The 25090-nt window shown below is 56.5% G+C and carries 29 protein-coding genes and 4 pseudogenes; 13 read left to right on the top strand and 20 right to left on the bottom strand.

The annotated features are described in order from the left end of the window. The 9 genes from QQJ98_RS00830 to QQJ98_RS00790 are packed head-to-tail and all read right to left on the bottom strand — an operon-like array spanning position 1 to position 4572. A complete protein-coding gene (locus QQJ98_RS00830) occupies positions 1-573 on the bottom strand; it encodes a flagellar basal body-associated protein FliL (protein WP_284323784.1) in 573 nt (190 codons plus the stop codon). Positions 574-581: 8 nt separating this feature from the next. Further along, positions 582-1301, bottom strand: a complete 720-nt coding sequence (gene flgH, locus QQJ98_RS00825) for a flagellar basal body L-ring protein FlgH (protein WP_284323420.1) — start codon at positions 1299-1301, stop codon at positions 582-584. Between the two features lie 10 nt (positions 1302-1311). Continuing rightward, positions 1312-1728, bottom strand: a complete 417-nt coding sequence (gene flgA / locus QQJ98_RS00820) for a flagellar basal body P-ring formation chaperone FlgA (RefSeq protein ID WP_284323419.1) — start codon at positions 1726-1728, stop codon at positions 1312-1314. After that, positions 1728-2513, bottom strand: coding sequence for a flagellar basal-body rod protein FlgG (flgG, locus tag QQJ98_RS00815; RefSeq protein WP_284323418.1), 786 nt, complete (start codon positions 2511-2513; stop codon positions 1728-1730). Before flgG ends, flgA begins: the two co-directional genes overlap by 1 nt. Positions 2514-2522: 9 nt before the next feature. Next, positions 2523-3233, bottom strand: a complete 711-nt coding sequence (locus tag QQJ98_RS00810; RefSeq protein ID WP_284323417.1) for a flagellar hook-basal body complex protein — start codon at positions 3231-3233, stop codon at positions 2523-2525. Between the two features lies 1 nt (position 3234). Further along, positions 3235-3501, bottom strand: coding sequence for a flagellar biosynthetic protein FliQ (locus QQJ98_RS00805; protein ID WP_284323416.1), 267 nt, complete (start codon positions 3499-3501; stop codon positions 3235-3237). Further along, positions 3498-3788, bottom strand: a complete 291-nt coding sequence (fliE, locus tag QQJ98_RS00800) for a flagellar hook-basal body complex protein FliE (RefSeq protein ID WP_284323415.1) — start codon at positions 3786-3788, stop codon at positions 3498-3500. The genes QQJ98_RS00805 and fliE overlap by 4 nt, the downstream gene beginning before the upstream one ends. Positions 3789-3798: 10 nt before the next feature. Further along, positions 3799-4179, bottom strand: coding sequence for a flagellar basal body rod protein FlgC (gene flgC / locus QQJ98_RS00795; protein WP_284323414.1), 381 nt, complete (start codon positions 4177-4179; stop codon positions 3799-3801). Positions 4180-4188: 9 nt separating this feature from the next. Beyond that, positions 4189-4572, bottom strand: coding sequence for a FlgB family protein (locus tag QQJ98_RS00790; RefSeq protein WP_284323413.1), 384 nt, complete (start codon positions 4570-4572; stop codon positions 4189-4191). A gap of 81 nt (positions 4573-4653) precedes the next feature. Between QQJ98_RS00790 and QQJ98_RS00785 the strand changes: the two genes are divergently transcribed. Then, complete coding sequence (locus QQJ98_RS00785) at positions 4654-5973, top strand: FliI/YscN family ATPase (RefSeq protein ID WP_284323412.1); 1320 nt, start codon at positions 4654-4656, stop codon at positions 5971-5973. Here the strand turns inward: QQJ98_RS00785 and QQJ98_RS00780 are convergent. The 6 genes from QQJ98_RS00780 to QQJ98_RS00755 all read right to left on the bottom strand — a co-directional run bounded on the left by QQJ98_RS00780 (position 5954) and on the right by QQJ98_RS00755 (position 9669). Then, complete coding sequence (locus tag QQJ98_RS00780; RefSeq protein ID WP_284323411.1) at positions 5954-6775, bottom strand: DUF1217 domain-containing protein; 822 nt, start codon at positions 6773-6775, stop codon at positions 5954-5956. The genes QQJ98_RS00785 and QQJ98_RS00780 overlap by 20 nt on opposite strands. After that, the gene (flbT, locus tag QQJ98_RS00775) at positions 6772-7176 is read right to left on the bottom strand and encodes a flagellar biosynthesis repressor FlbT (protein ID WP_284323410.1); all 405 of its coding nucleotides are present in this window, start codon (positions 7174-7176) and stop codon (positions 6772-6774) included. Before flbT ends, QQJ98_RS00780 begins: the two co-directional genes overlap by 4 nt. After that, complete coding sequence (gene flaF / locus QQJ98_RS00770) at positions 7173-7553, bottom strand: flagellar biosynthesis regulator FlaF (protein ID WP_284323409.1); 381 nt, start codon at positions 7551-7553, stop codon at positions 7173-7175. The genes flbT and flaF overlap by 4 nt, the downstream gene beginning before the upstream one ends. 89 nt (positions 7554-7642) lie before the next feature. Then, positions 7643-8860, bottom strand: coding sequence for a flagellin N-terminal helical domain-containing protein (locus QQJ98_RS00765; protein WP_284323408.1), 1218 nt, complete (start codon positions 8858-8860; stop codon positions 7643-7645). A 205-nt stretch (positions 8861-9065) separates the two neighbouring features. Then, entirely contained in the window at positions 9066-9398 is a 333-nt protein-coding gene (locus QQJ98_RS00760) for a hypothetical protein (RefSeq protein WP_284323407.1), read from the bottom strand. Continuing rightward, a complete protein-coding gene (locus QQJ98_RS00755) occupies positions 9385-9669 on the bottom strand; it encodes a rod-binding protein (RefSeq protein WP_431307771.1) in 285 nt (94 codons plus the stop codon). The genes QQJ98_RS00760 and QQJ98_RS00755 overlap by 14 nt, the downstream gene beginning before the upstream one ends. Positions 9670-9776: 107 nt before the next feature. Between QQJ98_RS00755 and QQJ98_RS00750 the strand changes: the two genes are divergently transcribed. Continuing rightward, positions 9777-11381, top strand: a complete 1605-nt coding sequence (locus tag QQJ98_RS00750; protein ID WP_284323405.1) for a flagellar hook-length control protein FliK — start codon at positions 9777-9779, stop codon at positions 11379-11381. 13 nt (positions 11382-11394) lie between these two features. Continuing rightward, positions 11395-12048: a flagellar hook capping FlgD N-terminal domain-containing protein gene (locus tag QQJ98_RS00745; protein ID WP_284323404.1), complete on the top strand. Its 654-nt coding sequence runs from the start codon at positions 11395-11397 to the stop codon at positions 12046-12048. Here QQJ98_RS00745 and ubiB read toward each other — a convergent pair whose 3' ends face one another. Further along, positions 12049-13578, bottom strand: coding sequence for a 2-polyprenylphenol 6-hydroxylase (ubiB, locus tag QQJ98_RS00740; protein ID WP_284323403.1), 1530 nt, complete (start codon positions 13576-13578; stop codon positions 12049-12051). After that, positions 13575-14318: a bifunctional demethylmenaquinone methyltransferase/2-methoxy-6-polyprenyl-1,4-benzoquinol methylase UbiE gene (gene ubiE, locus QQJ98_RS00735; protein WP_284323402.1), complete on the bottom strand. Its 744-nt coding sequence runs from the start codon at positions 14316-14318 to the stop codon at positions 13575-13577. The genes ubiB and ubiE overlap by 4 nt, the downstream gene beginning before the upstream one ends. Before the next feature lie 96 nt (positions 14319-14414). On the opposite strand from ubiE, the gene mutM reads away from it, so the two are divergent. From mutM to QQJ98_RS00720, 3 genes and pseudogenes are all read left to right on the top strand, one after another. Then, on the top strand, positions 14415-15260 hold the full coding sequence (gene mutM / locus QQJ98_RS00730; protein WP_284323401.1) for a bifunctional DNA-formamidopyrimidine glycosylase/DNA-(apurinic or apyrimidinic site) lyase: 846 nt from the start codon (positions 14415-14417) through the stop codon (positions 15258-15260). Between the two features lie 8 nt (positions 15261-15268). Next, entirely contained in the window at positions 15269-16042 is a 774-nt protein-coding gene (locus QQJ98_RS00725; RefSeq protein ID WP_284323400.1) for an enoyl-CoA hydratase, read from the top strand. Positions 16043-16186: 144 nt separating this feature from the next. Further along, a pseudogene (locus QQJ98_RS00720) lies at positions 16187-16438 on the top strand (transposase); the annotation flags it as partial. Positions 16439-16679: 241 nt separating this feature from the next. On the opposite strand, the pseudogene istA reads toward QQJ98_RS00720, so the two are convergent. Continuing rightward, positions 16680-17234 (bottom strand): annotated as a pseudogene (istA, locus tag QQJ98_RS00710) (IS21 family transposase); the annotation flags it as partial. A gap of 230 nt (positions 17235-17464) precedes the next feature. Here istA and QQJ98_RS00705 point away from each other — a divergent pair. Then, the gene (locus QQJ98_RS00705; RefSeq protein WP_284323399.1) at positions 17465-17815 is read left to right on the top strand and encodes a hypothetical protein; all 351 of its coding nucleotides are present in this window, start codon (positions 17465-17467) and stop codon (positions 17813-17815) included. Here the strand turns inward: QQJ98_RS00705 and QQJ98_RS00700 are convergent. Further along, the gene (locus QQJ98_RS00700) at positions 17787-18539 is read right to left on the bottom strand and encodes a hypothetical protein (protein ID WP_284323398.1); all 753 of its coding nucleotides are present in this window, start codon (positions 18537-18539) and stop codon (positions 17787-17789) included. The genes QQJ98_RS00705 and QQJ98_RS00700 overlap by 29 nt on opposite strands. A gap of 75 nt (positions 18540-18614) precedes the next feature. On the opposite strand from QQJ98_RS00700, the gene QQJ98_RS00695 reads away from it, so the two are divergent. The 6 genes and pseudogenes from QQJ98_RS00695 to QQJ98_RS00670 all read left to right on the top strand — a co-directional run bounded on the left by QQJ98_RS00695 (position 18615) and on the right by QQJ98_RS00670 (position 24260). Then, positions 18615-19643: an NAD(P)H-dependent glycerol-3-phosphate dehydrogenase gene (locus QQJ98_RS00695; protein WP_284323397.1), complete on the top strand. Its 1029-nt coding sequence runs from the start codon at positions 18615-18617 to the stop codon at positions 19641-19643. A gap of 240 nt (positions 19644-19883) precedes the next feature. Further along, a pseudogene (locus tag QQJ98_RS00690) lies at positions 19884-19994 on the top strand (IS5/IS1182 family transposase); the annotation flags it as partial. 301 nt (positions 19995-20295) lie between these two features. After that, on the top strand, positions 20296-21006 hold the full coding sequence (locus QQJ98_RS00685; RefSeq protein WP_284323396.1) for a paraquat-inducible protein A: 711 nt from the start codon (positions 20296-20298) through the stop codon (positions 21004-21006). Next, a complete protein-coding gene (locus tag QQJ98_RS00680) occupies positions 20970-21614 on the top strand; it encodes a paraquat-inducible protein A (RefSeq protein WP_284323783.1) in 645 nt (214 codons plus the stop codon). The genes QQJ98_RS00685 and QQJ98_RS00680 overlap by 37 nt, the downstream gene beginning before the upstream one ends. Further along, positions 21611-23698, top strand: coding sequence for a PqiB family protein (locus QQJ98_RS00675; RefSeq protein ID WP_284323395.1), 2088 nt, complete (start codon positions 21611-21613; stop codon positions 23696-23698). The genes QQJ98_RS00680 and QQJ98_RS00675 overlap by 4 nt, the downstream gene beginning before the upstream one ends. A 1-nt stretch (position 23699) precedes the next feature. After that, positions 23700-24260, top strand: coding sequence for a PqiC family protein (locus QQJ98_RS00670; RefSeq protein WP_284323394.1), 561 nt, complete (start codon positions 23700-23702; stop codon positions 24258-24260). A gap of 180 nt (positions 24261-24440) precedes the next feature. Here the strand turns inward: QQJ98_RS00670 and QQJ98_RS00665 are convergent. Beyond that, positions 24441-24827, bottom strand: a pseudogene (locus QQJ98_RS00665) (transposase); the annotation flags it as partial. Between the last annotated feature and the right edge of the window lie 263 nt (positions 24828-25090).

Here is a 25090-nt window from a genome sequence, read left to right as displayed (position 1 = left end):
CTAGCTGTCCTGCCGCGCGATGTCGCTGATCAGCACATCGGTCACATTCGGGCCAATCACGGTTTGCGCCGATTCGAGCAGCGCGCGACGCAACAGCACCAGATTGGCGCCGTCGGTAAAAGAACCATTGAAGCCGCCTGAGTTGGCATGGTCGAATAGGACCTGCAGAAAGCCATCACGCAATTTCGGTTCACGGGCATAGATTTCCTCACCAGTGCCCCCGCCAGCCTCCAAGGTCAGGGCAATAATCACCATTGAAACGACCTTGCCCTTTTCAACAACCGGGATCACAAACTGGTTGCTTAGCTTTATATATTCTGGACCAGCCTCAGAGGTCTCGGACTGCTCGGTTTCAGTTGCGCCAACATGCTCTGTCGTTGCATGGTCGGCGCCTTCTTTTGGTGCAGCATGCTCTTCATCTGCTTCAGCACCATGTCCAGATTCCGCAGCAGACGCCTCAGCACCCTCTGCTTTGGCAACCTCGTGCCCGGCTGGACGCAGAAACAACCCTGCCCCCAAACCGATGCCAAGGCCAATCAGACCCAAAAGTACGGGAATAAGCTTGCGGATCATCATGCACCTCAGAACGGCAAAACGATATCGGCCACTTGTTGGCCATAGCGGGGTTGCTGCACGTCTGTGATCTGGCCACGCCCGCCATAAGAGATCTGCGCCCCAGCGATCTTGTCATAGGTGATTTCATTTTGGCGTGAGATATCGACCGGGCGCACGTATCCCGTCACCAGCAGCACCCGCATTTCAAAGTTTACGCGAACCTCTTGTTGGCCTTCAATGCGCAGCACACCGTTTGGAAGCTGCTCCACCACCGTCGCAGCCACCCGCAACGTCAGCTTTTCGTTCCGTTTGACCGATCCATCCCCCTTATAGCTGGATTGCGACGAGGTATTCACAGCGTCATCCAATGTTGCGCCATCGGGAAGGTCCGGGTTGACTGACTCTGGCACACCAAACAGCGACGGAATCGCCATTTTCTCTGATCCCGCGCGACTGCGCCCGGAGGCATTCTTGATCTCTGCGCTGTCGTTGATCTCAATCACAACCGTCAGAATATCACCGGTGCGCGCTGCGCGTCTGTCGCCAAAAAGCGAACTGCTGCCAGCCTGCCACAGCGAAGAGGCGTCTGTCGGCCCATTCTGTGGCGCATTTTCCGGCAGCGGAGTCGAATACATCGCGTGATGCTGATAGCTGCCTTCCAAAGGCGTGAAATCTGGCGCACGGCCAACCTGCTCCATCCGGCCACAAGCAGTCAGCACACTCAGCGAGCACAGTAAGAGACGCATGGTTTGTCCTTTAAAAAGAGGGGCCAACACGCAACACACCGTCCAGGCCAATCAGGCCTGCAACCTTTGCGCGTGAGGACAGATTCATAACTTCGATGGTTTCACCGACACCGCCGCGCGCCAAAGCCCGGCCTTCGGTCAGAATACTCAGACCACCCGCGCTGTAGGACAGTGGTACAATCTGGTTGCGCTCAACGATGGCATTGGGGCCAATTTGGTCTGCATGAATGGGCTTGCCCGCATAGATCGCAACACGGGTTTCCTGGCCAATCGCGCCCGCAGTATCAGTCAGCGCCCCCTGAATATCCATTGCCACCAATGTCATATCATCGGCAGTCAAAAGACTGTGCGCACGGATGGTCCGGGTGGCGACAACACTGTCAGCAAGGGCTGGAAACGCCAGAAAAATCAACAGGAAACGCCACATCAACGCACCTGCGTCGTGGCAGATAGCATCTGGTCAGCAGCAGTGATCACCTTGGCGTTCAACTCGTATCCACGCTGTGCCTTGATCAACTCGGTCACTTCGCGCACTGAATCCACGGTGCTTTCCTCAAGATAGCCTTGCCGCAGCGTGCCTAAGCCATCCAAACCAGCAGTGCTGACATTCGCCGGCCCAGAAGCTGCTGTTTCAATGAACAAATCCGAGCCGATCGCCTCTAGGCCTTTGCCATTGGTGAAGTTCGCTAGGGTCAACTGGCCAAGCAGTTGCGGCTGAGTCTGATTGGCGAAACTGGCATAAATTTCACCACTGGCATTGATGCTGATGTCGCGCGCATCCGTCGGAATAGTGATACCGGGTGAAACTTGAAACCCATCATTGGTTACAATCAGCCCGTCCGCCGTGCGTTTCAGCGCGCCGTCACGGGTATAGCCGGTGCCGCCGGTTGGCAGCGAAACCTCAAGGTAGCCTTTGCCCTCAATTGCCACATCAAGGTCACCGCCGGTTTGGGTCAAAGTGCCCTGACCCAGCACCACCGAAACCGATGAAGGCCGCACCCCAAGACCCATTTGAACACCAGTTGGCAGCACCGATCCGTCCTGTGCCGAAACCGTGCCCGGTCTTGTAAGCTGTTGATAATGCAGATCAGCAAAATCTGCCCTGCGCGGATTATAGCCGGTGGTAGACATGTTCGCGAGATTGTTTGCCACCACATCGACCCGCATTTGCTGCGCGCTCATGCCAGTGGCTGCGATTTGAAGGGCGTTCATCTTGATCTCCTATCGGCCCAGCGTGTCGATGACGCCGCGCATGCGTTTATCTTCCTGATCCATAAAGCTTTGGCCCAACTCGTAGGCGCGTTGGACCTCTATCATCCGAGCAATTTCCTGCACCGGCTGCACATTGCTGTCTTCCAGATAGCCCTGCATAATCACGCCGCCGGTCGCGGGCTGCATCGCATTCGCCGAAAACAGAGTGCCCGATTGGTGCTGCAGGCTAAGGGGATCAGCCGGTTGCCACAGGCCGATCTTCGCCAAAGGCACGCCATTTGCCGAAACCGAACCATCCTGCGCGATTGCGATCTGCCCCACATCGGCCGGGATCACCACCGCTGTTCCACCCTCATCCAGAAGCGGATAGCCATCATTTGTCACCATCTCGCCTGTCGCCGAGGGGGTGAAACTGCCCGCCCGAGTCAGTCTTGGGCCATCCGGACTTTGCACCTGAAAGAAGCCATCACCCTGAATTGCCAGATCAAATGTACCGCCTGTTTCTGCAACCCCGGCTTGGGCCAGATCGACCACCCTTGCATTTCCCGTGGCCATAGACAGCGAAGGTCCATCGTCGATGTTTTTGATATATTCTTCAAAAACAACACCTTCTCGACGAAAGCCAGTAGTTGAGATGTTGGCTATATTATTCGCAACAACCTGCATTTCGCGCATCAACCCAGATTGACGGGTCAGCGAAGTATAGTAGGCGGAGTCCATCTTAACCTCCCGCAATCATCGGAATGATGCGATCTTGAAAAAACGCTACCAGCGTGGCGGTCATGAAGCTCATCGAGGCCCAGAAAACCACCAGCATCGCGCCGACTTTTGGCACGAAGGTCAGGGTATTTTCCTGAATAGAGGTCAGCGCCTGAAACAACCCGATAACGACCCCTGCAACCAACGCAACCGCAAGCATCGGTGCCGACATCAACACGGCAGCCCAGAGGGCTTGGCGCAAAATGTCGTAGATCGTCTGATCGGTCATACTGGCATCCTCAGGATTTCCTGATATGCCTCCACCACCTTGTCGCGCACGGTGGCAACCGTTTCTACCGCCAGCTGCGAGCTGGCCAAGGCCTGCACCAAAGCATGCGGATCTGCATTGCCAGTCATAGCTGCGCGGGCGGTTTGCTCGCCTTGGGCCAAGGTTTCGGCAAAATTGCCAACAGCCCGGCCAATCATCGCCTCGGCGCTGTCCGCAGCAGGCTCTGGGGCCGCTGCGGATCGTGCTTGGCTATAGGATTGGGTGGCAAGTGACGTTCTGATATCCATTCTGGATCTCCTATCTGCGCAAGAGGTCGAACAGGCTCTGCGTCATTTGACGCGCCTGATCGAACAGTTTGAGGTTTGCGTCGTAACTGCGCTGCGCTTCGCGCGCGTCAGCAATTTCGATCACCAGATCGACGTTCGATCCATCATAGTGACCGTTGGCGTCCGCAAGCGGATTGCCCGGATCATAAACGCTGGTGAGCGCGCTTTGATCCAAATGAACTGGCGTGGTTTCAACCAAACCAGTGTCCATTGCTTCCCGAAAACCAACCAATTTGCGGTGGTATCCCGGAGTGTCAGCGTTGGCGATGTTTTCAGAAACATGCCGCAGTCGCTGCGCCTGAGCCTCCATTCCGGAGGCTGCAAAGCTTAATGAGGTGGAAAGATCGCTCATCCCTACCCCCTATCGCGCCCGGCCGAGGCTGGCACGAATGATCTCGGAAGTGTTGCGATAGATCGCCAAGGCCATATCGTGGTCTTGGCGAATCGTCACAGTTTTCACCATTTCCTGTTCCAGTGAAACGGTATTGCCGTTGGGCGCACCGGAACCTTTAGCACCACGCAGAATCGAAGCGGAGGTCTGATCCTGCCCCATCATATGCTCGGGCCGCGTCATCCGCATTGGGGTACCACCGTCTTGATAAGTATCGGCAAAAGACGGAGTATCCATCGTCTTGTAACCGGGTGTGTCGGCATTGGCGATATTCTGCGCCACAACCCCCATCCGGGCACCGGCACGTTCTGCCATGGCATTGGCCATATTGGTCAGCTGAAGTTTTTCAAACATCGGGATTCTCCCTGGATCGCTTCACCAAGGCTTAACGGTGATTCCTTTAGAAAGGGTAAGCACGAACAAAGAGAGAATCTCATGGACCAAGTTTTTCAGGGTTTGCGCGCAGAGATTGCGACTGTAGCGCCGACAAAGCCTTTAGGCCGGGTTGCGGAAATCGCCAGGGGCATTGTGCGGGTTACGGGACTTGAGCGGAGCGCGCGAAAGGGCGACAGGGTTGTGATCGACGGCTACTTAGGTGGCGAGGTGCTGAACCTTTCGGCACAAGGGCTGATCGTTCTGACCGACGGTTCACCCGAAGGGCTTGCCATCGATGCCGGAGTTGAGCTGTTGGGTGCAGCTGGCCTTGCGCCTGACGACAGCTGGATTGGTCGCATCGTTGACCCCTTCGGGCGCCCGATGGATGGCCGCCCGCTGTTTCGCGGCCCGGTCGAGCGCCCCTTACATGCAGCGGCTCCGGCAGCTGCGCAACGGCGACGTTTGGGCGAACGACTGTCAACTGGAGTTGCGATTTTTGACACGCTTTTGCCTTTGGTGCGCGGCCAACGGATCGGATTGTTTGCAGGTTCTGGTGTAGGTAAATCTTCGCTACTGGCGAAATTCGCGCGTGGGGTGGATGCCGATGTTGTGGTGATCGCATTGGTTGGCGAACGCGGTCGAGAATTGCGAGAGTTTGTTGAACGTGTGCTGGGGCCAGAGGGGATGAAACGCTCGGTTCTGGTCACTGCCACCTCGGATCAGTCGGCCTTGGCCCGACGCCGCTGCGCTATGGCCGCAATGTCCGTCGCCGAGCATTTTCGTGCACAAGGTCTGCATGTGCTTTACCTTGCCGATTCGATCACCCGTTTTGCAGAGGCGCATCGAGAAGTCGCACTCGCTTCTGGTGAAACAGCGGCTCTGCGAGGCTATCCGCCTTCAGTCGCGCAAGCGATCATGTCGCTGGCCGAACGCGCCGGGCCTGGGCCAGAGCAGGAAGGTGACATCACGGCAGTTTTTTCAGTGCTGGTTGCAGGGTCAGATATGGAAGAAACCATTGCAGACATTCTACGCGGCGTCTTGGATGGTCATGTTGTCATGGATCGCAAGATTGCTGAGCGCGGTCGCTATCCAGCTATTGATTTGCTGCGTTCGGTCTCTCGTAGCTTGCCTGAGGCCGCGACTGAGGTGGAAAATGCGATAATCGCGCAAACTCGTCAGCTGCTCGGCGCTTGGGATCGGGCAGAGATGATGATCCAAGCCGGACTTTACGTCAAAGGCTCTGATCCAATGGTGGATGCGGCAATGAAAATCTGGCCAAGCTTGGACGGATTTCTTGCCGAGGCAGCGCCGCTTGAAGGTGTCTCTGGCAGCTTTAGTCGTCTCGCAACGATCTTAGGGGTCAAGTATACCGCGACCTAGCGTTACTCGATATTTGCTGCATCAAGAGCAGGGCCGCATTGCCGCTACCCGATTGCGCATAGCTTTGCGCTTCTGATCGCACGAGAAAACGTCGCGTAAGGATCTCTAACTTGGCGGGATCGGCGAAGTCTGCGACAGCGTCGGTGCCAAGTTGTGCCTTGGCTTTGGCTTTGAAAGCCGCCAGTTGGCGATCCAGATCCAAGGCACCAATGCTTCTGGGAAGGCCCAGCGCCTTTTCAAACACGGTACGCAGTGGTGTGTTGCCCAGAATCGTGAACCACTTACTGTTATCCGAACTGCTAGTTTTGGCCGCAAGTAAAGGTAGCTCGCGCTCGACATTCAACGCCAAGCGCAGATCATCGTTCTGATCGCCGACAGCCGTTTCAAACTGTCTGACTTTATATGCCGCGATGATACCATCTGCAAAAGTTGATATCTGCGTGCTCGGCACAGCGTAATCGCCAAATCCAAACGCTGCAGATAGCTTCTGATACTGCTTGTCAGCCAGTTTATTGGCGAGAGTTCCGGTCTTCAGTGTGCCGTCTTGCAGCACTTTCTCTATGAAGAATTTGTTATTCAGATCTTTCTCAAGTCCAAAAGCCCCCAATGCCACTTTCAACAAGCGTCGGTCTGCCACGAGTTGCGCTGCCGTTGTGACTTTGCCGATGTTAGCACGAAAATATGACTCATCGCTTTTGACTTCGGGGGTGTTATTGAGAGCTTTGCTTTGTGCTGCCATCGTGCGCTTAAGATACGCCCAGCCGGCATAGCCACCAAGTGGAATGGCTGGGGAATAACTCATATCGCGTGCGCCGCGAACAAACGCTCTTCCCTCGGCAGCAGCCCACGTAGGGCTTTCAGCGCTTGATAATGTTGATCATCCAACACCGCTGCCGTGGCCTGTGCCAACAGAGCCCGGCTGTCGTGATCTACCAGCACCTGACTGAGTTGCTCGATACCACGCAACAAAGGCATTTTGGAGCCACTCGCCTCGGCATCGCCTGACAGCACAAGCTGCGCGAGGTAGCACACCCTGCGCACCGGTGTGCTGGCATGTTCAGGGTGAATTGCATCCCGCAATCGCAAAATGTTCGCATTTGGCGTCATTATTGCAAGCCGCGAGCGCTTGTCACCGTTTTCGATCACTGCCCCGTTGATTAGCACCCGTTCGTGTGGACCAAGCTTTAAAACCAGACCGCTCATGCATCACCGCCGTGGCCACGCAAACCGCGCATTACCGCGGTGTTGATATCGACCAAAACCTCTACCGAGCCCTTGTCATTGCGTATCGCGCGGCTATGCAAACTTGTGAACTCATAAAGGTAAAAAAGTTGGGCACGCAATTTTTGCGGCAAAGTGTTTCCAGCGTCTGCGACATCGGCAGCCAATGTTGACCACAGCCGCAGGTTTTCGTCCAATGCCGCAATAAATCCGGGGTGGTTTTCACGCCGCGCCGCCGCCGCTTGGGTCAGGCGCTGGGTGATACGTGCAAGCAAATCATATTCAAGCGAGCGCGGGGTTTTTTGCGGAGCTTCGGGTCGTGCATAGACCGAGCGCGCCGCCGTAAAGTGAGCTGTCACGGGCTTTCCTTCCTGGAAATCTGAGGGGTCAGAGAACGCTGATCATCAAGAAACGCGGCCGGAGGCAGTAAAACCCCCGGCCCAGTCTATCAGCGGAACAGAGCCAGGATGTTCTGCGGCTGCTGGTTTGCAATCGACAAAGACTGCGTCGCAAGCTGTTGTTGCACCTGCAGTGCCTGCAGCCGTGCCGAGGTCTCTTCCATGTCAGCATCAACCAACGAGCCGATACCCGCCTTCAGCGCATCCGACAGTTTGCCGATGAAGTCCGACTGAGTCTCAATCCGGGTTTGAGTCGAGCCGAACTCTGCCGCAGCGTCGATCGATGTTTGCACCATTGCTTCAATGCTGCCCAACGCCGTCGCAGCGCCCGCCGAGGTCGTCACATCCACCGATGCCAGCGCACCCAGACCGCCTGCCGTGGCGTTTTTGAATTGGCCGCTGACCGAAAGGTCACTGGTGCCGTCATTTGTAAACGCCAGTTGTCCCGGGTTTGCCGAATCATAATCAACCGTCAGCCCCGAAATGCCCAATGCATCGATGGCGTTTTTCATGCCGACTGCCACCAGATCGGCGATCGCATTGGCCCCACTGGTCACATCGCTTGCCGAGATTGTATAGGATGCGGTTTTATCGCCAATCCGCATGCTGATCTTATCGCCCGCCGCCCAAGCGGTCGCCCCGTCTTGAATGGTGATGTCATCGGTGCCCCCCCCCTGATCCAAGGTCAGCACGAATGTATCGGCATCCGTGGACACAGTGCCGCCGGTGCTTGCACCAAACACATCATTCGCAGTGTAAGATCCGGTTGACAGGTTTTGCGCGGTAACGGTGATTTTTGACGCAGAAACCCCCGAGCCGCTACGATCCAACGAAGACAGCACATCCACCGTGGATTGCGAGCCATCGAGCAGATTGAGCCCGTTGAACTGAGCAGCGCCGACCACTGAGTCGATCTGGCTTTTCAGGGCATCAATATCGGTCTGGATCTTGGTGCGGTCGACGTTGCTCTCCTGCGCGGCTACGATCTTTCCTTTGATCTTGGTCAGCAGATCAGTCACCGTTTCCGAAGCTTCCCGTGCGACAGTCAACGTCGATGAGCCCAAGCTGAGGCTGTCCGAGATGCCCTTGAAGCCTTCGACATCTGATTCCATCACCTTGGAAATCGCCCACACTGCAGCATTGTCTTTGGCGGTTGAAACCGACTTGCCCGTCGAAATTTCCGACTGGGTTTTATTCATGTTACTGTTGATGTTTTTCATGGTCTGAAGCGCAACCATGGCACTGGTGTTAGTCAAAATAGACGACATAGGCCGTTCCTTCGCGATCTGCCTGCGCTTTGCGCCCGGCATGGTGCACCATCTTGCGATGGCTGATGTGGCGTTCTACCCGGTGCAGATAGGGAGTGTCCCAACTGCGCCACCCCGTCGTGGGATGCATGTTGAGTAAAGCGACAGAAGTTCTAACAGAGTTCTAATGCGCCCGGCCCATATCCATCGCATTTAAAGTAAACCTTCACAGCCGCCGCGAAAATTCGGGCTGGCCGCCACGCTCGACCCGCTGGCCATCTTCGCCGTAAGTCACCAACCCGTTTAGGCTTTGCCGCACTTCATTCAGCCGCCGGATCGCGGCGCGTACGCCCTTTGCCGCTGCGGTAGCACATATGGCGTTCCTCTCTGCCTTGCGCTGCAAGCGCAGAATCAGGGCGGAGTCACTTGGTTGTGCCAAGCGGCCCAGCGCCGCATCCAGTTCCGGCGAGAGCCTTGCCAACTCTGTATAGTCGGCCGATAGAATCGCCGCATGAATGGCATCCAGCAAGCCTTCAATCTGCATGTCATCCCGCATCATTTTTGCCCTTTGTCATCGCATTAAACAGCTGTTCAGCCAGACCAATTCCGCCTTTTTCAACCATCTGGCGGGCCTGTTCGTCGCGCAGAAAAGAGCCAAACTGTTCCTCGCCAATACCGCCACCAAACCCCTCAGGGGTCTTGCCAACACCGGCATAGTTCAACATTTCTGACAAGAAACTCGCCTCAAGCGCGCGCGCTTGCACCATCAGCGGGCGATCGTCGAGCGACCTTGGTCGCGGATGCGTAGCAAGGGTTGGGGGAATTTCCATCGAAGGCTCCAGATCGTTCAGATTTTCATGAGTATCCACGGTGGCGGTAAACAGGTGGTAACCAATATCGACGATAAGAGCCCAGTAACGGCAGAAGTCGGTGGAAGATGATTTCGAAAATCCCTCAAAGTTTAGTCATCGCTCCGGCAATGCCGGAGTTCTCTTCGTCTGAGATGCCGGAAGCTATCGGTTTCGGTACCGCATTTGATGAGGCCGCAGCCGACGCCGAAGAACCCGAAGCGGATGCCGCTGGACTGCTCTCGCTGGCACTCGGTCATGGGTTTTTACAGTTCGCTGAAATCAAGCAAAAATTGACAGTTATGCCGACCCGGACAGCCGAAGCCACGTCCGATCGGATCCCTGTAGCTATACCGATCCCATTGGCTGATGCACCGCTGTCCCAAATGCCTATTCGACTCGATAGCGCCGAACCTTCTCCACTGAAGGGAGATTTATCCGATGTGTCGATGGTAAAGCCACAGATGCGACTTGCCCCAGTGCAGCCCGTTTTGACCAGATCGGCCGAAACCCCAGCTGAACCTGCGACAAGCGAAACCAGTTTAGCAAGCCTGCCTTTTGATCAGCGCGAGGCCGATCAAGGCATCTTAGGACAAGAGGGGCCTCCGATGATGCAGATGTGGTTACCCGCACCGATCGGCACCCTGACAATGCAGTCGGTTGACGGAATCAGTTTGACCGAAAGCGCGGTTGATTCACGAAGTGCCGTCAAACGGGCGGCACCGCACTTAGATGTTTTGCCTACATTGGCCGTTGAAGTGCCCGTCGAAGAAGCGACAGGCACACTGGACCTTGAAGCTCCCCCACAACCAGTCTCGCAGGCAGAGACGGTTTGGCATGCGCGCATGCAGCACCCAGCCTCGACGCCCAGCCAGGCCACAATTCCCGTTGGTGCCCAGATGTTGGTGGCAGACGCCGAGACCGTAGAACGTTTGCCATCAGATTGGCGTCCGATCTCCGCAGAACTCACTGATAGACAAATACAAAAAGCGGCCCCGGGACTGCGCGCGCAAGTGCTTTGGCAGACACATACCATGACCTCGCCCAAAGCTCTGGGCGAACCAGGAGAGCCAACCTTGCCTGCGGCAGACGTTATCCCTTTGGATGTGACTGACGCCCAAGTAGATGAAGCCAACTCGGTCTCTGCAAAGGATGTACTTTCAGATAAAACCATGGCGTCAGATACCGCGCTCGCTGTCAGCGGTGTGCAGAGCGGCGGGGTGAGTCGTCCGACTATAGCATATGCACCTGATCTGCTTGGCACGCCCCCACCCCATAATAGCAACACCATGCTGCAAACGATGCCGACCTCGGTACCCTTGCAATTGGTCCAACACCTATCAAGCGCCGCGCTTAGCCCAGTTGAGGTATTGCTGTCGCCTGAAGAGCTTGGCCACGTCAAATTTCAACTGCATCAGAACGGCGATACAGTCCGGGTCGTTCTTTCTGCCGAGCGCCCCGAAACGCTCGACATGCTACGACGCCACTCGGATCAGTTGTTGCAAGAATTTCGTCAAGCGGGCTTTTCTCAAGCGTCTTTGGACTTTGGCCAATGGTCGCAGCGATCAAGAGCATCACCGCCACCAAAGCAGGCACCCGCCCTAACTGATGAGACGACAACACATATCGCACCCCGCCAATCACACCCGTCGGCCACGGCAGCAACGGGGCGGGGTTTAAACCTCCGCCTTTGAAAAGGAAAATGAGATGGAAACCTCTCCGATCACCGCCACCCAGACCGTTGTCAGCAGGAATAGCTCCAAGGCTGCGATCTCCGCTGATTTTGATACGTTTTTGAAGATGATGACGACTCAGATGAAAAATCAGGACCCTATGAACCCAATTGACTCGGCGGATTACGCAGTTCAGCTGGCGACGTTTTCCAGCGTGGAGCAGCAGACCAAAACCAATCAGTTGCTTGAAGGTCTGACCAGCCAATTTGGTGTGCTGGGCATGGCACAGCTGGCGGGGTGGGTCGGCCAAGAAGCGCGCTCGGCAGCGCCAGTGTATCTAGGAGATGCAGCGGTGACGATAAGCTATCAACCTGCAAGTCAGGCTGATCGTGCCGTGCTGGTGGTAAAAAATGCCCAAGATCAGGTTGTCTCGCGGGAAGATGTCTCGCTGGAGGGCGGCACATATCAATGGCTTGGCGCGGATGCGACCGGAACGCCACTCCCAAATGGTCTCTATAGCCTGAGCCTTGAAAGCTACAGCGGAGAGCAGCAGCTGGGCGATGCCAGTGCCGTCGAATCTTACGCGCAGATCCTTGAGGCACGGGGGGGAAGCGATGGACCGACTCTGGTTCTGGCGGGAGGAGTTGAGGTCAGGGCGACTGAAATCACTGCTTTGCGGGTGCCATAGCTACAGAAAATGACCTATCAAGATTCCCATCGCGAACACGGCAAATGCCGCGCAAACCAGACGCAATGCAAACAGACGGGGGCGGGCGTTAATCGTTGGCGGAGCTTCAGCCTGCGCAATCAAAAGAGCCTCTACCAGACGCGGCAGACGCGGCCCAAATCGCGCCAACACCCGCGCAGTTTGGCCCAAATCCCGGATCAACGCCAACGGCCCGACATTGCGCGCGACATAGGTTTCAACCACTGGCTTCGCGACCTGCCAGATATTTATATTGGGATCAAGCCCACGCGCAACACCTTCAACCACCACCATTGTGCGTTGCAGCAAGATCAACTCGGTTCGGGTTTCCATGCCAAATCTCTCAGTAACCTCAAAGAGATAAGACAGAAGCCGCGCCATCGAAACACGCGTGGCCTCCAACCCGAAAATAGGCTCTCCCACGGCGCGCAACGCACGAGCGAATTCGTCGATATCGCGGTCGGGCGGCACATAGCCCGCTTCAAAATGCACTTCGGCAACACGCCGATAATCGCGGCCGATGAAACCCATCAGAATCTCGGCGTAGACGCGCCGGGTGTATTCGTCGATACGCCCCATGATGCCGAAATCATACGCAATCAGATTGCCATTCGCAGCGACTTTCAGATTGCCCTGATGCATATCGCCGTGAAAAAAGCCATCACGCAATGCGTGGCTAAGAAACAACTGCAGCACGCGGGCACCCAACGCTCGGCGGTCTATTCCGGCCGCATCAATCGCAGCATTATCCGCCAGATTGATCCCCTCGGCCCAATCCAGAGTCATCACGGAACGCCCCGACAGATCCCAAACGACTTTCGGCACCTGAAACCCTGCGTCCTTGGAGGTGTTGTCTGCAAATTCGGATGCTGCCGAGGATTCCAGCCGCAAATCCAACTCGCCCAGAACCACACCTTCAAAATGCGTGATCACATCCAAAGGCCGCAAGCGGCGCGATGCAGGTGAGACAAATTCAATTGCCCGCGCCGCGAAATAAAACGCATCAATATCGCGGCGAAACGCCCGCTCAATCCCCGGACGCAGCACTTTCACCGCCACATCCTGACCATTGCTGCGCAGTGTAGCGCGATGCACCTGCGCGATAGAGGCAGCTGCAACCGGTTCGGAAAAGCTGGAGAACACCTCATCCACAGGCAGCCGCAATTCTTCCTCAACCATAGCTTTGGCCACGCTGGTTGAAAATGGCGGCAACTGATCTTGCAGATATTTCAACTGCATAGCCAGTTCTTCACCGACAATATCGGGCCGTGTCGACAAAATCTGACCAAACTTGATATAGGCTGGCCCCAGTGCGGTCAGCGCCCGCGTCACGGGCGGCAGTGCCAAATCGCCCTGCAAGCCCAACCACTTGAATGGCCAGCCCAGCAAACGCGCGGCAAACCGCAGACGCGGCGTGACCTGCATCGCCTCGAGCGCAACGGCCATCGCCCCAGTGCGTTCAAACGTCGCCCCAGTGCGGATCAGGCGCCAGATGTTATGCGGTCCTCTCACAGTTTCCAGCCTGAGTGTAGGGCTGCAATACCCAGCGACAGGTTGCGGTACTTTACCTGATCAAAGCCAGCAGTTCGGATCATGCTGGCGAATACCTCTTGTTCCGGGAACTTGCGGATTGACTCGACCAGATACTGATAGCTGTCGCGATCCCCGGCCACCACCTGCCCCATCACTGGAATAACATTGAAGCTGTATTTATCATAGACCCACTGCGCCAAGTCATTGGGAATCCGTGAAAACTCTAGCACCATCAACCGCCCGCCGGGCCGTAGAACGCGGTAGGCTTCCTTCAACGCATCGCCAATCCGCGTCACATTCCTGATCCCGAAAGAAATCGTGTAAACATCGAAGGAGTTATCAGCAAACGGGAGCGCCATCGCATCGCCAACAATCCAATCCAAGCGAGACGCCATCTGATCAGCCTCGGCCCGCGTGCGACCCGACACCAGCATCGATTCGGTCAGGTCGCAAACCACGGCGGTTGCCCCCTCTGCCCGGTTCATAAACCGAAACGCCACATCCCCGGTGCCGCCCGCCACGTCCAGCAGCCTCTGCCCCGGCCGTGGTGCCAGCCAATCCATCATCGCGTCTTTCCAAAGCCGGTGCATCCCGCCCGACATCAGATCGTTCATCACGTCATACCTGCTGGCGACCCGCGTGAACACACCATGCACCATCCCAGCCTTGTCGGCCTCTGGCACGGTTTGATAGCCGAAATGCGTGGTGCTGTCGTTCATCTCTTGCCGTCCTGTGATTGCACCCCCCTTATAGGGGCGCGCGGCGCAAGCCTCAATGCGCCCAACTGTCGCCCGCCCTATCTATCCAGAGGATATATGCCCGAACTGCCCGAAGTCGAAACCGTCCGTCGTGGCCTTATACCCGCTATGGAAGGCCGCCTGATCCAACTGGCCGAGGTTAACCGCCCAGATCTGCGCTGGCCCCTGCCCGCCAACATGCCCGAACGGCTGACGGGAAAGCGCGTGCTGGCCCTGCGCCGCCGCTCAAAATACATTCTTGCCGATCTGTCCTCGGGCGAGAGCCTGCTGATCCATCTGGGCATGTCAGGCCGGATGCTGGTTTCGGGCATCACACTGGGCAATTTCTTTCACGACCACCCAGCGCCCGCGAAACACGACCATATCGTGTTGCATCTAGAGGGCGGCGCCCGCGTCACATTCAACGATGCGCGTCGCTTTGGTGCGATGGATCTTTTGCCCACTGCTACAGCCGAAGCTCACCCTCTGCTGTCGGGAATCGGACCTGAACCCCTAGGCAATGCTTTTGATGAATCATACTTCGCCGCCACACTTCAAGGCCGCAACACGCCCATAAAATCAGCCCTGCTCGACCAACATCTCGTCGCGGGCCTTGGCAATATCTATGCCTGCGAAGTGCTCTACCGCGCCCGCATCGCCCCCAACACCCGTGCCGGAGCCATTACCGATGCCGGCCGCCTTGTCGCCATCATCCGCGACGTGCTGCTGGAGGCCATCGAGGCAGGTGGCTCCAGTCTGAAAGATTACCGCCGCACCGATGGCGAACTGGGCTATTTCCAGAAAGCCTTCGCCGTCTATGGCCGGGAAGGCCAACCTTGCCAAACCCCCGGCTGCACCGCCACCATCGCGCGCATTGTGCAATCGGGCCGCTCATCTTTCTACTGTCCCAACTGCCAAAAATAGGAGCCGACATGCAGCAAACCCTGATCATCGAACCGCACGGCGCTGTCGCCCTGATCCGACTGAACCGCCCCGAGGCACTAAATGCGCTGAACCAACAACTCATGTCCGAACTTGCCCAAACCCTTCAGGCTATGGACACGGATGATTCCATCCGTTGCATCGTGCTTGCAGGCTCTGAAAAAGCCTTTGCCGCCGGGGCAGACATTCGTGAGATGGCCGGAAAATCCTTCGCCGAAGCCTTCACCTCCGATATTTTCGGCCCCGAAGCCGAAGCCATCCAGCGCATCCGCAAGCCGATCATCGCAGCTGTTGCAGGCTTTGCCTTGGGCGGCGGCTGCGAACTGGCAATGATGTGCGATTTCATCCTCGCTGCCGATACCGCCAAATTCGGCCAACCCGAGATCAACCTTGGCATCATCGCAGGCATGGGCGGCACCCAGCGGCTGACCCGCGCCGTCGGCAAAGCCAAAGCGATGGAGATGAACCTCACCGGCCGCATGATGGATGCCGCCGAGGCCGAGCGCGCAGGCCTTGTCAGCCGCATTATCCCCGCCGCTGACCTGATCGACGAAGCGCTGAAAACCGCCGGAAAAATCGCCGCGAAATCAGCTATCTCTGTCCGCGCCGCGAAAGAAGCCGTCAACCGCGCAGACGAATCCACCCTGCGCGAAGGCCTGTTGCACGAGCGTCGCCTGTTCCACGCCATGTTCGCCACCGAGGATCAGAAAGAAGGCATGGCAGCCTTTGTCGAAAAGCGCCCCGCCAAATTCACGGACAATTAGGTCGTGTGGACTTAGTCTGTACACAGGTTTCAACCAACCCCTAGAAACGAGCTTAGCGGACGAGGTTCTAGAGTCAGAATCCATTGATTTGCTTGAAGCTGCCGCCGATGCGTGAGTCAAGACCCCTGAGCTGTGTGGGTGATCATAAGCAATCTATTACGGCTGACGTACAAGCAGGTGGAGCGGCTGAGACCCTTATCTCCGAAGTGCCATGGGAAGCCGAGCGTCGATGATCGGCGGGTTTTGAGCGGCATAATCTTTATAAATCGCGATCGCTTGAGGTGGTTCGTTGCGCACAACGAATATGACCCTCCGAAGACGCTTCACAACCGATGGAAGCGGAGGGGTGACATCGGGATCTTCGCCAGGAAGATGGAGGGACTGGCCTCAAATGGTACCAAGTGTTGATTTCCACGCAGAAGTGACCCGGGTTTTTCATCGAGAATTGACCCGCCTGAAGGTTATGTCCTGCGGGTTATGCTTGGGTCAAGACATACGAGGTCTCCCTTTTGGTTTTGGCTCCTGCTGAGCTTGCCTTGAAGCGGCAGCTGTAGGCCGGGAAGCGGGCGGACTTCATGTGATAGGCGATCAACCGAACCTGACGCTCGGCCAGTTCGGCCTTCAGAAGTTGAGACAAGATCGGCACCGAAGCATAGAGGGCAGGGGCGCCTTGCTCGATCAGATCGGTGACGGCCTTGCTGCGCTCGACAAAACCGTCAAATGCGGGCGGCAATTGCATTAGGGTTGCCCTCTCTTCGGCCCAGACATCGGCCACGCTGCCGGGCAAGGTGCCATGCGGGATCTCGTGCCACAACTCCATGCAGCGCCGCTCAAGCCACGCATTCAGCGCTGGCAGATCAGGAAACTCCGGCATCGGTTGCCAAAGCCGGTAGCGAGAATCCTGCACGTTCTTCTCTACCTGGCCTTTCTCCCAGCCCGCCGCCGGGTTGCAGAACTCGGGCTCGAACACATAGTGGCTGGCCATCGCCGGAAACCGGGCATTGACCTGCCGTTCCTTGCCCCGACCAACACGGTCAACCGCAGTGCGCATATTGTCATAGATGCCGCGCCCCGGCACGCCACCAAACACCCGGAACCCATGCACATGGGCGTTAAATAGCATCTCTTGGGTCTGCAAAGGGTAAGCCCGCAGCAAGAACGCCCGGCTGTGCGACAGCTTGGCGCACGCGACGAGGGCGTTGCGCAGGACTACTGCGATTTCACTGCCGAGGGTTGCCGCCCGAAACTTACCGCGTTAGCTTTACTGATCTTTTGCATCAGCGTCAGCCCGTCCGACTTGCCGTAGCAGCAAGCGCTCTGCTTGAAGCTATGCCGGCGCAATCAGAACCACCTGAATTACTACGCGCGTTGCTGCGAGACGCCCCCGCCCCTGTGGCCCCGATCTCACTGCCGATCAGCAGGATGACCCGACTAGGAGGCTCTGTCTTAGCGCTGGCGCTTGAGCCCACGCACAGCGCCGGCGATCTGATGGACGGGGCGGCGGAATGGCGCAAGTGGCTAGACTGGCGGACAGAAGTGCTGGCGCGGCTAGCAGCCAGCTTTGATCTGCCGCCGTCGCCGTTTCGCCCGCATCTGACTCTTGGCTATTTTGCCAATCCCTATCTAGTGGCAGAAGATGATGCCGATCTGGCGGAACTTTCCGATCAGATCACCAACGCACTGTCGGGGATTGTGCTGACTTGGCAGGCAGTTGGGCTGTACCGCTTCACCTCAATGGCCAAGATTACGCGTGTGGCGCGACAAAAACCTTGACGCTCCTGTTGTGACACGCCATCCGATACGACATATTTGACGAAAAGGGCATTTTGGCATGGCGATAGATGCAGTCTTTACTTTGGTAGACGGCCATGATCCGGCTTTTCTTGCCAATCAAGCGGCGCTGGCACATTTTACGCCACCGCCGCCTTTGGACAAATGGCAGACGATCAACCTTGGCCGTCGTGATGCAAGCGTCACTGCCGCTCTGACAGCGGCGTCGGCGGCCGGTGCCGATCCGTTCTGGGTCGGCTATCACCGACTGCGGCTGCTGCGGCTCGCCGGTCAAGAGGCGCAGATTGCGGCCCTTGTCGCAGAAATTGTGCAAACCGGCGCGCATGTAGAAAGTCTGCTTCGGCTTGGGCGCGAGTGGCGAGAGAGCGGGCACGCCCCAATGTCGTTGCAGTTGCACGTGGGACTGCGTAGTGTGCGCCCACTTCATGGCCCAACCGCGATGGCTTGGGCCGATCTGGCACTTGGTCTTGGCGAAACTGGCGAAGACATTGAAGCGGCGCTTTAATGTGCGCTTGCGCAAGGCGGCGATATCTATTGGACCCGGTATCACCGGCTGCGGCTGTTTCTGGCGCAAGCGCGCGTCGAACGTGCGCGCACCGAGGCCGCAATGGTCGAATGTCGCGCCATTGCAACACTTGGTGGGAGGCACGATCCTTTTGCATATCTTATTGATAACGCAGATTATCTTGATCAAGAAGACCGCCATGCCTTGCATCTTGCGCTTCAGAGGCCACGCAATGATGCGTGAGCCTTTATCTAAGTTGCTCCTAAGCAAGAGTTTTTGCGTCGGGAGAATGAACAGGGCCGAAAAATCGTGATACCGAGTGCAAGCATTGCGGTGGTCGGGGCCGGGGCATTTGGCACAGCTTTGGCAATTTCACTTGCGTCCAATGGACAGCCTACGCTGCTCTGGGGTCGCGATGCTGCGCAGATGGGCGCGATGGCTAAAGCACGCCAAAATGCCCAACGGCTGGCTGGCTTGCGCTTTCCCGAAACACTGGAGGTGACTGCTGATATCACCAAGATTCCCCTTAAAGCGGTGATACTTTTAGCGGTGCCAACCCAAGCACTCCGCGCGACTTTGATTCAGCATCGGCACATCCTGCACTCGCATATGCTAATCGCTTGTTGCAAAGGCGTCGAGCGCGGCAGCGGGCTCTTGCCTCTTGAGGTGATTGCCGATGTCCTGCCAAGCGTGCGCAGCGCTATTCTTACTGGCCCCAGCTTTGCAAATGATATTGCCGCAGGGCTGCCAACTGCGCTGACGCTCGCGACTAAGGATGTCGACGCCAAAACTCTACAAACGTTGCTCTCCACACCTGCATTGCGGCTCTATCTTAGCGATGATCCGATCGGCGCCCAGCTCGGAGGTGCGCTGAAGAACGTGGTTGCGATTGCCGCAGGTATCGCGATCGGGGCCGGGTTGGGCGACTCGGCGCGCGCGGCCCTAATGACCCGGGGATTTGCGGAGATGGTTCGTTTTGCTGTCCTGCGGGGCGCCGCACGCGACACGCTATTTGGTCTCTCGGGTTTTGGCGATCTAGTGCTGACATGCACCTCAACACAATCCCGCAACCTGCGCTACGGCACTGCCATCGGCACGGGCCAAACTGTTTCTGAGACAGCGACCGTAGAAGGCGTGATGACCGCCCATGCAATCATCGAGAGCCTCTTGACCAACGAAAATGACGCGACAGATCTGCCGATCACTCGCATGGTCTCCGCAGTGCTTAAAGAAGAGCTGAACATGGCACAGGCTATCGAGTCGCTGCTGTCACGGCCGCTGCGCCGAGAAACTGATTTGGCGTAAAGTCGATTTATTCCCGTTAGGGAAGCCGCCCGTTCGTAGTTGGCGGCTTTAGCTGCAAAACTTGTTCGGCGCAGAATCAATAGAAGTGCTTCACGATACCTGTCTGATTCTTGTGATAAAGGTCGATTATAGCGTCAGCCACAACTTCTGGCTTGAGATTAGGGCCTTGATCCTCGTTGGGAAAGGCGTATCTGCACGACGAGGCACCACGCAGCTTACCTGCGCCGCAACTGTATATAGATCATTTTTGGCCGATTGAAAGACTGGCGCCGCGGTGCAACCCGTTACGACCGAAAAGTAAAGACCTTCCTTTCCCCCGTCGCCCTCGCAGCAACTGTAATCTTCTGGCTTTGTCGATCTATGAGTCTGGACCCTAGGAGTAAAATGCAAAGTTTAACATTAAGTCATTGAAAAACACTTGAAAAAGCCTTTTTTTCCCAAGTCTCAAAATCCTAAAGAAAATTACTCACTTTGATGGGCGTCGCTGAAAACCTAGCAACCGCATAAAGATCATGTTCGACAGGTTCAAGGACTGGCCACACTTCACAACCCGTTTTGCTCGCTGCCATGTCGTCTTGCTATCTGCCATCCCCTTCACAGCCAATGCCTTCTTCCGGCTGTGAAAGTTAGTTAGTCTGAAGCCTAAGGCAAGTTGATTGGCTTTACGGTCAGATTTGCCTTAGAAAGACGCATGGATAACGCCCTCACGCCCCTTAACCGCGAAGTTTCCCCGTTGAGTAATCACGCCTTGGCGGATCTGGTGGCATGCCCACAGTGTGATACTTTGCACCGCTTGGTTCTGGTGGCTGCGGGGCAGAAGGCGCGGTGTCGGCGTTGTCACTCAGTGCTGATGTCGCCGCATGCCAGTGCGATGACCAAAATCGTTATGCTGGCTTTGACGGCGACTGTTTTGATGATTGCCGCGATCACCTTTCCATTTTTGACCTTGGAAGCGCGCGGGCTGACGCAAAGAAACTCAGTGATTGATGCGATATTGGCCTTCTCTTCCGGCTTGATGCTGCCACTATCTCTGGCAATTGCGGGCTTGATCGTGGTTTTGCCGCTCATGCGCTTGGCCGCGATCCTTTATGTCTTGGCGCCGATGGCGATAGGTTGGGCACCAGCCAAGGGCGCCATGCGGGCTTTCCGGTTTGCACAGGTTCTGAAACCTTGGGCGATGGCAGAGATTTTTATCGTCGGCGTGGCAGTCGCACTGGTCAAAGTGGCTGGGTTGGCTATCTTAACGATTGGTCCTGCGTTTTGGGCGTTCACTGCTTTGGTGTTGGTCACGGTTCTGAATGATAATTTTATGTGCAGGTTGACGATATGGCGCACTCTGGAGGCTCGCAGACCCCACCTCTGACGGCGCGCGCGGCGGGGCTGGTGGCTTGCCCCACCTGCGGGCGCGTGCATCAGGCCCAGACTGTGCATTGCCTGCGCTGTGGCCAGGTGTTGGCAAGCCGCGATGGCACGAGTATGCAACGGGTCTGGGCTTGGTTGGTGGCAGGCTTCATGGCCTATATCCCGGCCAATCTATATCCGATGCTGGAGACAACGACGCTAGGCAAAACCCAGTCCAACACTTTGTTGGGCGGGGTAATCGAACTGGTGCTGCACCACTCCTACGGCGTGGCGGCTATCGTTTTTTTCGCCAGTATTGTCATTCCGATCGGCAAATTCGTTGCCATTTCTTATCTTGCTCTGCAGGTTCAGCGCCCCGATAGAAACTCGGTGCACCTGAAACACCGCATGCTTGAGGTGGTAGAGTTCATCGGGCGCTGGTCGATGATTGATGTCTTCGTGGTTGCGCTTTTGTCGTCGCTGGTTCAACTGGGGTCTGTGGTCAGCGTTCAGCCAGGCATTGCAGCGATCAGTTTTGCGCTGTCCGTAGTGTTTACAATGCTTTCCGCAATGAGCTTTGACAGCCGACTGATCTGGGACACCGACACCAAAGATAGTGAGACAGCGTGACTGACTTAAACCTGCCCGAGCTTGAAATCGACCCACCGCGCCGCTCGTTGCTGCGCAATTTATCTGTGGTTTGGCTGGTGCCGGTACTGGCTGTAGTGGTGTCGTTAGGGATCGCGTGGAAAAACTTCAGCGACCGCGGAACTCTGGTGACTATCACGTTTTCCACTGCCGCTGGTGTGATTCCGGGTGAAACGACGCTGAAATTCCGCGAAGTCGTTATCGGTACTGTCGAGAATGTGCAGTTTACCCCCGATCTGCAAAAGGTGATCATCTCTGCACGGATCCAAAAGGATGTTGCCGAGACGCTGCCGTCTGACAGTCAGTTCTGGGTGGTGCGCCCCAATGTCAGCGCCAACGGCGTCACGGGCCTGTCGACGGTTCTGTCAGGGGTCTATATCGAAGGGGCTTGGTTGCCTGTCTCGGGGTCTGTGGTGCATAGCTTTACTGGTCTGGAGGCAGAACCCATCCTGCGCCCCGGTCGCAAAGGGATGCGCATTACTCTGCGCAGCAAGAGTGGATCCCTGTTACCAGCTGGCGGACCAATCCTGTTTCATGGCGTTGAAGTCGGCAAACTGGACGTGCCCCGCATCACTGACACTGGTGACAGCGTGCTGGTCGATGCCTTTATCAACGCGCCGAATGACAAATATATCACCACAGCTACACGGTTCTGGGACACGTCTGGGTTCTCGGTAAAATTGGGACCAAGTGGGGTTGCTTTGGATGTGTCCAGCCTGGGTTCGCTGTTGCGCGGCGGTATCGCCTTTGACACTACCTTTACCGGCGGAGAGCCTATCAAAGACACGACGGTGTTCAATTTGTTTGACGACGAAGACGCTGCGCGACAAAGCATCTTCACCCAGATTGGCGATGATGCAGTGCCGCTTGCGGTGATCTTTACAGGATCTGTCAATGGCTTGGCAGCGGGCGCGCAGGTCGAGTATCACGGATTTCGCATCGGCCAAGTCACCGGCATCAATGCATTTATTGAACGCACCAGCGGCAATGGCCGTGTGGTAAAACTACGGACAGAAATTGAGATCGACCCACAAGCCTTGGGGCTGCAAGCAAGCACCGGAAAATCCGAGGTGCTCGCGTTTTTGCGAGATGCAGTCAGTAACGGTCTGCGGGCTCGCTTGGTCACGACCAGTATCTTCAGCCCGGCTTTGAAAATTGAACTTGCAGAACTTCCCGATGAGCCCAAAGCCGAAATGATTATCGGCGCGGATTCGGTGCCGGTGCTCCCAAGTGTTGTGTCTGATTTGCCAGACTTGAATGCGACGGCTGACGGTATGCTGAAGCGCATCAATGGCTTACCAATTGAAGAGCTGATGCAACAGGCGATTTCTCTTATGGCTTCCATCGAGGCTGTGGCTGGGTCGGATGACACGCGGGCTGCACCGGGGGCATTGGTCAAGTTGTTGGATGACACCCGAGGCCTGATCAACAAAGACGACACCCAAGCTATCCCGACCGAGTTGCGTGGCGCGATTGTTGATCTGCGCAAAGTCGTGGAAGATCTGCAAAAGCGCGGCGCGAGCGAGAAACTTGTGACCCTGTTAGAGAATGCCAACAAGGTGAGTGCAAACCTTGACCAGGCCTCGCAGAGTTTCCCGCAACTGATAAAAGACCTGCAAGAACTTGCGGCGAAAGCCAAGGGACTGAAGGCGGAAGAGCTGATCGACAGCACCACGAAACTTATTCAGGACGCGAATGCAGTCATCGGCACAGATGGGATGAAATCTCTGCCTGCTGATCTTTCTGGGGCATTGGTTCAGATTCAGGCTGCGTTGAAAGAGCTGCGCGAAGGTGGCGCAGTAGATAACGTCAACGCGGCCTTGGCATCGGCAAAGGATGCGGCAGATTCAGTGGCACAGGCTGCGGACGGTCTGCCGAAATTGACCGCGGAACTGGATGCGCTGGTTGGCAAAGCCAATGCTTTGGTCGCAGCCTATGGTGCGAAGTCAAACTTCAACGATCAAACCCTGCAATTGCTGCGTGACTTGCAGGCTGCCGCAAAAGCCGCGACTCAACTTGCAAGAACAATAGAGCGTAACCCCAATTCCTTGCTGATCGGACGATAAAATGCGCCTTTCTTTGTTCATGCTGTCTGTTCTGATCGGCTTGACCGCCTGCGGTGATAAAAAGGCGCGTTTCCTGATCAGCCCGCCCGAAACTACGGCACAGGCCCGGTTGCGCGTCGCTAGCATTGAGGTGCGCGATGTCTCATTGCCCGCCTATGCCTCTGCTTCTGAAATTGTGGTAGAAGATGCCACGGGTGCGTTGCGCCCGGTGCCTAAAGCGATTTGGGCGGATGATCCTGCCCGCGGTGTGACAGGCGCTTTGGCGCGCAGTCTTGGGGCAGCGTCCACATCCACAGTTGCAGCCGAACCTTGGCCGCTGAACGATGCGCCGCAAGCGCGGCTGCAGGTGCGCATTGACCAGATGATCGCTAAGTTCGATGGCGGCTTTCAACTGGAGGGTCAGTTTGCAATTTCATCGACGCAGGGCGCCGTCTCGGACAGTCTGAGCCGCTTCGAGATTTCAGTGCCGATGGCTGATCTGACCCCTGCATCCGTGGCCGCCGCGACAGGAGTGGCACTGGACCAACTAGCCGCGAAAATTGTGGCAAAACTGAAGGCATAAGGCAGGACATACCGCGCATCTTTTCGAATACCGGCTTCAAGGGGTTCTCTGCGAATCCTTTCATCCAACCCCTGAACTGCGCGCGCTCTGCCTCGAAGAGTAGTCTTTCGAAGCCAAATTTCTTTAATCTATAAGAAATGGGGTCATCCTCCCATTTTTAACGGGGTGCAGTCGTAGAATTCACGCGGCAATTTTCAGTTTTTGGGCGGGTGTGATGCCGCCGATGCCCCGTTGCCAGACAATGGTTTGCCTGCAAACCATGAAAGGGATGTTCGTGCGGCCGTTGTTATAAGCCCAGAGCCATTGTGTGGCGAAGTCCTGCGCCTCATCAATGCTTTCTATGATGTATTGGTCGAGCCATTCGTGGCGGACCGTGCGGTTGTAGCGCTCGATATAGGCGTTTTGCTGCGGCTGTCCGGGTTGGATGTGCTGGATGATAACCCCTTGTTTCTCTGTCCATTCCATCAGCTTGCCGCTCATGTATTCAGGGCCATTGTCGACCCTTATGGTGGCGGGTTTGCCTCGCCATTCGATGATCCGGTCAAGGCTGCGGATGACCCGTTCGGCTGTCCATATAGGGCCAATCGCTTCGGTGAGTTCACCAATGGGGTTGCGGGATGTCGATGCACTTCACTCCCTGTCGCGACACCTCACTGCGATCGACGTCGGCGCCGTGCAGGCCGCGCGAGCGATTTCGAGCGAACTACCAGTTGTGGTGATCTGAGCTACTTCCCAACTCTTGGACAGATTTCCGGCTGAGTTAAGCTACTGCCTGAATAGCCCCTAGTTTGCTAGACGCCTCGCAGTTTCTGTTTCTGCTGCTGTTCAAA

The sequence above is a fragment of the Cypionkella aquatica genome (assembly GCF_030161095.1).
In the GTDB taxonomy this organism is placed as follows: Bacteria; Pseudomonadota; Alphaproteobacteria; order Rhodobacterales; family Rhodobacteraceae; genus Cypionkella; species Cypionkella aquatica.
This window is presented reverse-complemented; position numbering and strand designations above follow the sequence as displayed.

Bases quoted from the DNA above. Each gene is read 5' to 3' on its own strand.
- QQJ98_RS00700 (WP_284323398.1), bottom strand. From the start codon at position 18,539: ATGGCGGTCTTCTTGATCAAGATAATCTGCGTTATCAATAAGATATGC.
- fliE (WP_284323415.1), bottom strand. From the start codon at position 3,788: ATGGATATCAGAACGTCACTTGCCACCCAATCCTATAGCCAAGCACGA.
- QQJ98_RS00680 (WP_284323783.1), top strand. From the start codon at position 20,970: ATGGCGCACTCTGGAGGCTCGCAGACCCCACCTCTGACGGCGCGCGCG.
- QQJ98_RS00810 (WP_284323417.1), bottom strand. From the start codon at position 3,233: ATGGACTCCGCCTACTATACTTCGCTGACCCGTCAATCTGGGTTGATG.
- QQJ98_RS00670 (WP_284323394.1), top strand. From the start codon at position 23,700: ATGCGCCTTTCTTTGTTCATGCTGTCTGTTCTGATCGGCTTGACCGCC.
- QQJ98_RS00780 (WP_284323411.1), bottom strand. From the start codon at position 6,775: ATGAGTTATTCCCCAGCCATTCCACTTGGTGGCTATGCCGGCTGGGCG.
- flgA (WP_284323419.1), bottom strand. From the start codon at position 1,728: ATGTGGCGTTTCCTGTTGATTTTTCTGGCGTTTCCAGCCCTTGCTGAC.
- QQJ98_RS00760 (WP_284323407.1), bottom strand. From the start codon at position 9,398: ATGATGCGGGATGACATGCAGATTGAAGGCTTGCTGGATGCCATTCAT.
- QQJ98_RS00755 (WP_431307771.1), bottom strand. From the start codon at position 9,669: ATGGAAATTCCCCCAACCCTTGCTACGCATCCGCGACCAAGGTCGCTC.
- flgH (WP_284323420.1), bottom strand. From the start codon at position 1,301: ATGCGTCTCTTACTGTGCTCGCTGAGTGTGCTGACTGCTTGTGGCCGG.
- ubiE (WP_284323402.1), bottom strand. From the start codon at position 14,318: ATGAACGACAGCACCACGCATTTCGGCTATCAAACCGTGCCAGAGGCC.
- QQJ98_RS00745 (WP_284323404.1), top strand. From the start codon at position 11,395: ATGGAAACCTCTCCGATCACCGCCACCCAGACCGTTGTCAGCAGGAAT.
- QQJ98_RS00750 (WP_284323405.1), top strand. From the start codon at position 9,777: ATGATTTCGAAAATCCCTCAAAGTTTAGTCATCGCTCCGGCAATGCCG.
- mutM (WP_284323401.1), top strand. From the start codon at position 14,415: ATGCCCGAACTGCCCGAAGTCGAAACCGTCCGTCGTGGCCTTATACCC.
- QQJ98_RS00830 (WP_284323784.1), bottom strand. From the start codon at position 573: ATGATCCGCAAGCTTATTCCCGTACTTTTGGGTCTGATTGGCCTTGGC.
- QQJ98_RS00785 (WP_284323412.1), top strand. From the start codon at position 4,654: ATGGACCAAGTTTTTCAGGGTTTGCGCGCAGAGATTGCGACTGTAGCG.
- flgG (WP_284323418.1), bottom strand. From the start codon at position 2,513: ATGAACGCCCTTCAAATCGCAGCCACTGGCATGAGCGCGCAGCAAATG.
- QQJ98_RS00805 (WP_284323416.1), bottom strand. From the start codon at position 3,501: ATGACCGATCAGACGATCTACGACATTTTGCGCCAAGCCCTCTGGGCT.
- QQJ98_RS00765 (WP_284323408.1), bottom strand. From the start codon at position 8,860: ATGTCGTCTATTTTGACTAACACCAGTGCCATGGTTGCGCTTCAGACC.
- QQJ98_RS00725 (WP_284323400.1), top strand. From the start codon at position 15,269: ATGCAGCAAACCCTGATCATCGAACCGCACGGCGCTGTCGCCCTGATC.
- QQJ98_RS00790 (WP_284323413.1), bottom strand. From the start codon at position 4,572: ATGTTTGAAAAACTTCAGCTGACCAATATGGCCAATGCCATGGCAGAA.
- flbT (WP_284323410.1), bottom strand. From the start codon at position 7,176: ATGAGCGGTCTGGTTTTAAAGCTTGGTCCACACGAACGGGTGCTAATC.
- flgC (WP_284323414.1), bottom strand. From the start codon at position 4,179: ATGAGCGATCTTTCCACCTCATTAAGCTTTGCAGCCTCCGGAATGGAG.
- QQJ98_RS00705 (WP_284323399.1), top strand. From the start codon at position 17,465: ATGACCCGACTAGGAGGCTCTGTCTTAGCGCTGGCGCTTGAGCCCACG.